This is a genomic window from Rhizobium altiplani (assembly GCF_001542405.1).
GTDB lineage: Bacteria > Pseudomonadota > Alphaproteobacteria > Rhizobiales > Rhizobiaceae > Rhizobium > Rhizobium altiplani.
In genome coordinates, this window is sequence record NZ_LNCD01000127.1 from 1 (window position 1) to 3,379 (window position 3,379).

4 protein-coding genes are annotated in these 3,379 nt (G+C 59.5%); all 4 read left to right on the top strand.

Annotated features, from left to right (window positions below; all coding sequences use genetic code 11):
- Positions 1 to 11 precede the first annotated feature (11 nt).
- Positions 12 to 854 carry a transporter substrate-binding domain-containing protein gene (locus AS026_RS31550; RefSeq protein WP_062370411.1) on the top strand — a complete coding sequence of 281 codons (843 nt, stop codon included), beginning with the start codon at positions 12 to 14 and terminating at the stop codon, positions 852 to 854.
- A gap of 1 nt (position 855) precedes the next feature.
- A complete protein-coding gene (locus AS026_RS31555) occupies positions 856 to 1,830 on the top strand; it encodes a proline racemase family protein (RefSeq protein ID WP_028749740.1) in 975 nt (324 codons plus the stop codon).
- The gene (locus AS026_RS31560; protein ID WP_280950917.1) at positions 1,827 to 2,483 is read left to right on the top strand and encodes an amino acid ABC transporter ATP-binding protein; all 657 of its coding nucleotides are present in this window, start codon (positions 1,827 to 1,829) and stop codon (positions 2,481 to 2,483) included. Before AS026_RS31555 ends, AS026_RS31560 begins: the two co-directional genes overlap by 4 nt.
- Positions 2,483 to 3,379, top strand: an 897-nt coding sequence (locus AS026_RS31565; protein ID WP_028749733.1) for a dihydrodipicolinate synthase family protein, incomplete at its 3' end; no start/stop codon positions are given. The genes AS026_RS31560 and AS026_RS31565, both read left to right, overlap by 1 nt.

Consider the following 3,379-nt stretch of genomic DNA (forward strand, 5'->3'; position numbering starts at 1 on the left):
AGGAGACGTCTATGAACCGTTGGACAAGTGCACTCGTCGCTGCTGCAATCAGCTTAGCAACCGTGATCGGCCCGGCCTCCGTCCCGGCTCGAGCAGAGGACCTCTCTCTGGTACTCGAGCGCATAAAGGCGAGTGGAAAATTGAAGTTTCCGGTTATGGTCGCAGAGGAGCCGGGCTACATCAAAGATCCGCGCACAGGGGAGTGGAGTGGCTTCTTTGTGGATTGGGGCAAGGATATCGCCACCCTGCTCGACGTGAAGCTCGAATATTACGAAACCACTTGGGGCAACCTTGCTGCCGATTTCCAAGCCGGCAAGATTGATCTCGCAGTGGGACTGAATCCCAATCCCCGTCGCGGTCTCGTTGTCGACTACGTACCAGGAGCCATCGTCGAAGGAATTTGGGTGCTGGCCGCCCGACCGGGCTTCGAGCCCAAGACCTGGCGTGAAATGGACAACAAGGAAACCCGCATTGCCGTACAAAAGGGCGGCACGATGCAGGTCATTGCCGAGGCGGTCATCCCCAACGCCACTCTCGACGTCGTTCCTACGCGCGATCAGGCCGTTCTAGAACTCCAGTCGGGCAAAGTAGACGCCATCATTCTCGCGGATCAGGATGCTGCCTTGCTGGATGCCAAGGGCATCGCCAAAGCCGTCGTGCCCATGCCGCTCCTGCGTAGTCCTTCAACCATCGGGATTCGCCGCGAACCGGGCAATGAAGGCTTTCAGAACTTTCTGGCCAACTGGATGTCGCAGCAGAACACACTGGGTTTCGCTTGCTCGCGCATTACCCGCAGCTTGCTCGACCGCGGCATCGACATGAAGGTAGTTCCGCAGTCGGGAAAGTATTGCTGACATGCGTACCAACCGTCTCTTCACCGTCATCGACAGCCACACGGCGGGACATTCCACGCGAACGGTCACAGCCGGTATTCCTCCGTTGCGCGGGCAAAGCGTGCGCGAACAGCGTGATGATTTCAGCGCGGTCCACGACGGGTTGAGGGGGCTGCTGCTTCGCGGCCCTCCCGAGCATGCGGCCATGGTGGCGGCGGTGCCCGTACCCTCGCGCAAGGCAGACCAAGGGCTGTTCTTCATCTCCTCCTATCTCTATCTCGACATGTGTGGGCATGCCACGATGGGCTATATCGCTAGCCTCTCGGCTTTGGGTGCTTTGCCTGAACGCTTTGAGGAAAACGGCATGTCGATCGAGACCCCGGCAGGTATCGTCCATGTAACCGGCACCTTCGAAGCTGGCCGGCTCACGTCGGTGATTTTGCGTAACGTTCCCTCCTATCTCGCCTGCGCAGATATCACTATCGATGCCGAGAGTCTTGGCACGGTGACGTGCGACATTGCGTATGGCGGCATCATGTACGCCGTGGTCGATGCACGCCAAATTGACCTTCCTTTCGACATCGACCATGCCAACCAATGGTGCCGAGCGGGCATGGCGATCAAAGAGGCTATCAACTCCGGCACCGGACGCCCGCAGATTAGCAGCGTGCTTTTCCATTGGGCGATTGATGACGGAAGCCGCCACCTGGTGATTTTGGCAGTCAACAAATTCGACCGCTCGCCCTCCGGGACGGGTACTTCAGCACGCCTCGCTCAGCTTCATGCGCGCGGTGAGTTGGCTATCGGTGCCCCATACCGTGCCGAGAGCATCCTCGGCATTCCCTTTGCTGCGAGAGTCGTCGAGTTGAGCCAGGGTGCGGAAGGCCAGCCAGCCGTGGTTCCCGAGGTGCGTGGCATGGCTCACATCAGCGCATATTCGACCCTCGTGCTGGAGTCGGACGAACCGCTGCCAACTGGTTTTCTTCCAGCGCCATGAAGTTCGATCCGTCAGTTGTTTTCCGCCGCACGGATACCGAACGGCTGAAACTTACCAGTGCACAACTCAATGCTGCGCGCGGCAAAACCGGCATGGTCTTCCAGAGCTTCAACCTGTTCCCGCATCGGACCGCGTTGCAAAACATCATCGAAGCCCCGGTGGTGGTGAAGCATGTGCCCCGCACTGAGGCAGAGGCACAGGCTCGCGAACTCCTTGCTCGTATGGGCCTTCCGGACGCGGGCCACAAATATCCGTCACAGCTCTCGGGTGGTCAGCAGCAGCGTGTCGCAATTGCCCGGGCTCTAGCCATGCAGCCCACCATAATGCTCTTCGACGAGCCTACCTCGGCGTTGGACCCGGAATTAGTGGGCGAGGTGCTGGCTGCAATCCGCCAGCTCGCCGCCGAAGGCATGACCATGGTCATCGTCACGCATGAGATTGGCTTGGCTTATGAGTTGGCCGATCGGGTGATCTTCATGGACCAAGGGGTCGTCGCCGCCAGTGGCGATCCGCGTGAACTACTGCTTTCTGACGCCAATCCGAGGCTAGCGGCTTTCGTCGGGCGCTTCACGGAGCAGGCCCGTCTTCTCAGTCCCCTGGTGGGTTCTACAGTCCCACCTTCATGCTGTCTGAAAACAAAGGATAACCGATAATGGCCAATGTAAACTGGGGCGGTATTTTCCCCGTTCTCGTCACTCCCTTCGGAGCCGATGGCTCCATCAATGAGACCCGCTACAAGGAACTCATCGACGAGGCTATCTCGAATGGCGCGCAAGGGGTCGTGGCGGCTGGTAGCACCGGCGAGTTCTATGCACTCACCACAACCGAACGCGCCCGCCTCTACAAATTGACCGTTGAGCATGTGGCTCGTCGCGTGCCCGTACTGGCAGGTGTTGCCGACCTCCGTGTCGAGGATGTTCTGGAAGCGTGCCAGTCGGCCGTGGCTTCGGGCTGCGCGGGTGGCATGATCCTGCCGCCGATCTACGCCATGCCGAGCCCGCGTGAAATCGTGGCCTTCTTCCAGTACATTTCCACCAACACGCCGCTGCCTCTGATGCTGTACAACAGCCCAAAACGTGCGGGGATCGACATCACGCCGGCCCTCGTGGAGCAACTCTCCGCCCTACCGACTGTGGTCGCGATCAAAGACAGCTCTGGTGTCATCACACAGGTAACCGAGCTTGTACAGCGCGTCGGTGAGAGGCTTCGTGTTTTCGTCGGCTACGAAACAATGATCGTTCCAGCTCGCGCCGTGGGTGCTCATGGGGTGGTCGCAATGGCGCATCAGATCGCCGGGCCGTTGATCCGCGACTATTGGGACAAGGCGCTGACGGGCGATAAGGCCTTGGACGATCTCGGCCGCGATGTCTTCGCCTTTTATCGGTGCTTCCAGTCAGGAGCATACTATGCGGCCATCAAAGAGACCATGAGCCAACTAGGTCGCGACGCCGGTGGCCCACGTTTGCCGTTGCTCCCGCTGGCGGAAGAACAGAAAGCGGCCATCACAAAGATTATTGCCGATGCGGGTCTTGCGCGCTGGGCTAACACG

Coding starts and splice junctions, on each gene's coding strand:
- AS026_RS31560 (WP_280950917.1), top strand. CDS start 1,827: ATGAAGTTCGATCCGTCAGTTGTTTTCCGCCGCACGGATACCGAACGG.
- AS026_RS31550 (WP_062370411.1), top strand. CDS start 12: ATGAACCGTTGGACAAGTGCACTCGTCGCTGCTGCAATCAGCTTAGCA.
- AS026_RS31555 (WP_028749740.1), top strand. CDS start 856: ATGCGTACCAACCGTCTCTTCACCGTCATCGACAGCCACACGGCGGGA.